The following is a 2,514-nucleotide window of genomic DNA, read 5'->3' as shown; positions in this document are numbered from 1 at the left end:
GTAAGCGCCGCGCCAGCACCCTATGGATTAGGGATTGAGGATTTCCGGAAGCGCCACGGCATGAGATCTTCGACGCCGCTTTGCGGGTGGCCGTTGATGATGGCGTCGAGGGTTTCAGCGATATAGGCGACGGGATTGACGTCGTTGAGCTTGCATGTGGCGACGAGGGACGATAGCAGCGCCCAGTTTTCCGCCCCGACCTCGTGGCCCGCGAACAGGGCGTTTTTCCGGGTCAGGCAGATTGGGCGGATGGCGTTTTCGACCGGGTTGGTGTCGAGCTCGAGGCGGCCATCGTCGAGGAAGCGGGTGAGCCCCTCCCAGTGGGCGAGCCCATAGCGGATGTCTTCGGCCAGCCTGGAGCCGGAAGAGATCATCGACAACTGCTTCTCGAACCACGGCTTGAGGGCGGCGATGATCGGCGCGGAATGCTCCCGCCGGGCGGCGAGCCGCAGTTGCGGCGCTGTCCCGCGCACGGTTGCCTCGATGGCATAGAGCGCCGCGATCTGGCGGATCGCCGCTTCGGCGATCGGCGATTTGGTGTTGCGCGCCAGCTTGACGAAGCGTCGGCGTAGATGGGCCCAGCAATGGATGAGCCGCCACGGCCCCTGCGGCCGTTCCAGGCGGGTCAGCCGATCATAGCCCTCGTAGGCGTCGACCTGAAGGAACTGCCCGCGGAAGCCCTGAAGGAAGCGTTCGGCATGCTCGCCATTGCGTCCTGGCGCATAGTGGAACAGCACGATCGGCGGGCCCTGGCCGGCATGACCGCGATCATCAGACGCGATCGCCCAGAAGAAGCCCTTCCTAACCTTTCCGCGCCCGGGATCGAGCACCGGCGCGGTGGTCTCGTCCATGAACAACCGATCCGCCGCGGCCAGATGCTGGCGCATGCGATCGGCGATGGGCTTGAGATGGAAGCAGGCCCGGCCAGCCCAGTTGCCCAAGGTCGCGCGATCCAGCCGGATGCCCTGGCGGGCGTAGATCTCGGCCTGTCGATAGAATGGCAAGTGATCGCCGAACTTGGCGACGATAACCTGGGCGATCAGCGCCTCGGTCGGCAGGCCGCCCGGCACCACATGCTCGGGGGCATGAGCCTGCACGACCGCGCCCGAGCAGCGGCGGCATGCGTATTTCGGGCGGCGGGTGACCAGCACGCGCAACTGCGCCGGGACCACGTCCAGCCGCTCGCTGACGTCCTCGCCGATCCTGGCCATTTCGCCGCAGCCGCACGGGCACAGCCTGCTCTGCGGCTCGATGATCCGCTCGACACGCGGCAGATGGGCCGGCAGATGACCGCGATTGCGGCGGTGAGACGCGCCGGCGTCCGAACGGCCCTTGATGATCTGCTGCGCCTTTTCATGGGCTGCATCGAGCACGCCCTGGGCGATTTCGACATCCTCCAGCGGCAGATGATATTGCTCGATGGAGAGCTTCTCAGACCTGGCGCCGAACTTCTCGCGCTGGAAGTCGCTGACGATACTCTCCAGCCGCCGCCGCGCTTCCTCGGACTGAGCCAGGGCCTCTTGCGTCTGCGCCAGCTCGGCTTTCAGACGCTCGACCTCATCATGGAGAACGGCGACGTTCATGGGCTATTTCGAGCATGGATCAGCCCGCAGTGCCATGCCCGGCGCGGACCTGAGTCAGTGTGCCGCACTCACCCGGCAAGCTGCGGACGCCGAACCCGCTCGGGACGCACCAGGCGCCAATCCAGCCCCTCGAACAAGGCCGCAAACATCGCCGGCGACATCCGCATCACGCCGCCGCGAAGCTGGGGCCAGACGAACTTCGAGCCCTCCAGGCGCTTATGCACCAGCACCAGTCCGGTGCGATCCCAGACCAAAATCTTGATCCGATCGGCCCTTTTGGCCCGGAAGACGATGGCGGCACCACTGTAGGGATCAAGGCCGAGCATCTCCTGCGCCGCCGCCGCCAGCCCATCAAGGCCACGACGGAAGTCGACCGGACGTGTCGCCACGTAGATCTTCAGATCGGAACTCGGCGCGATCATCGCGAGGCCCGCACCGCACGGATCACCTGCACCAACTGCTCGACCTCGACCGTCGTTCGGATTACCGCATCGCCAACCACGATCTCAACCTTCGCCGCCGCCGATTTCGGTGGCTTTGGCGGCAGCAGGGGCGACTGCGCGTCATCCACCAGCAACGGCGCGAACAGCGGCTCCGCGCTCTCCGGAAGGACCAGCTCTCCCAGACGAAGGCGCCGCCGCCAATCATACACCTGCGAGCGTGTCGTTCCGTACTTTCGAGCGACCACAGCAACCTGCATCCCCGGCATCAGGCTCTCCGCCGCTATCCGGGCCCTTTCGCCCTCCGTGCGAAGCCGCCGCCCCGTCGGACCCTCGACAACCTCAAGCCGCCCGACGTAGCCAGGTGTCGCGACGTCCAATTGGACGTCCATTTGCACGTCTGCTTCCATCCCGATCCTCCGTCTCGCCAATCGGAGGATGCTGCCACATACAGCTCATGAACCGCACGAGGGGACCGGCGTGGCGCTTAC

The 2,514-nt window shown here is 65.8% G+C and carries 3 protein-coding genes; all 3 read right to left on the bottom strand.

Features of this window, described 5'->3' with window-relative positions; translation table 11 throughout:
- Positions 1 to 20: 20 nt before the first annotated feature.
- Entirely contained in the window at positions 21 to 1,583 is a 1,563-nt protein-coding gene (tnpC, locus tag ACFPOB_RS29680; RefSeq protein ID WP_152012680.1) for an IS66 family transposase, read from the bottom strand.
- A 68-nt stretch (positions 1,584 to 1,651) separates the two neighbouring features.
- Entirely contained in the window at positions 1,652 to 2,005 is a 354-nt protein-coding gene (tnpB, locus tag ACFPOB_RS29675; RefSeq protein WP_152012681.1) for an IS66 family insertion sequence element accessory protein TnpB, read from the bottom strand.
- Positions 2,002 to 2,433: a transposase gene (locus ACFPOB_RS29670; RefSeq protein WP_152012682.1), complete on the bottom strand. Its 432-nt coding sequence runs from the start codon at positions 2,431 to 2,433 to the stop codon at positions 2,002 to 2,004. The genes tnpB and ACFPOB_RS29670 overlap by 4 nt, the downstream gene beginning before the upstream one ends.
- Positions 2,434 to 2,514: the final 81 nt, after the last annotated feature.

The sequence above is a fragment of the Allobosea eneae genome (assembly GCF_042657265.1).
Classification (GTDB): Bacteria; Pseudomonadota; Alphaproteobacteria; order Rhizobiales; family Beijerinckiaceae; genus Allobosea; species Allobosea eneae.
The sequence above is the reverse complement of the archived record's forward strand: the minus strand, read 5'-3'. Positions and strand labels throughout refer to the sequence as shown.

Bases quoted from the DNA above. Each gene is read 5' to 3' on its own strand.
- tnpC (WP_152012680.1), bottom strand. From the start codon at position 1,583: ATGAACGTCGCCGTTCTCCATGATGAGGTCGAGCGTCTGAAAGCCGAG.
- tnpB (WP_152012681.1), bottom strand. From the start codon at position 2,005: ATGATCGCGCCGAGTTCCGATCTGAAGATCTACGTGGCGACACGTCCG.
- ACFPOB_RS29670 (WP_152012682.1), bottom strand. From the start codon at position 2,433: ATGGAAGCAGACGTGCAAATGGACGTCCAATTGGACGTCGCGACACCT.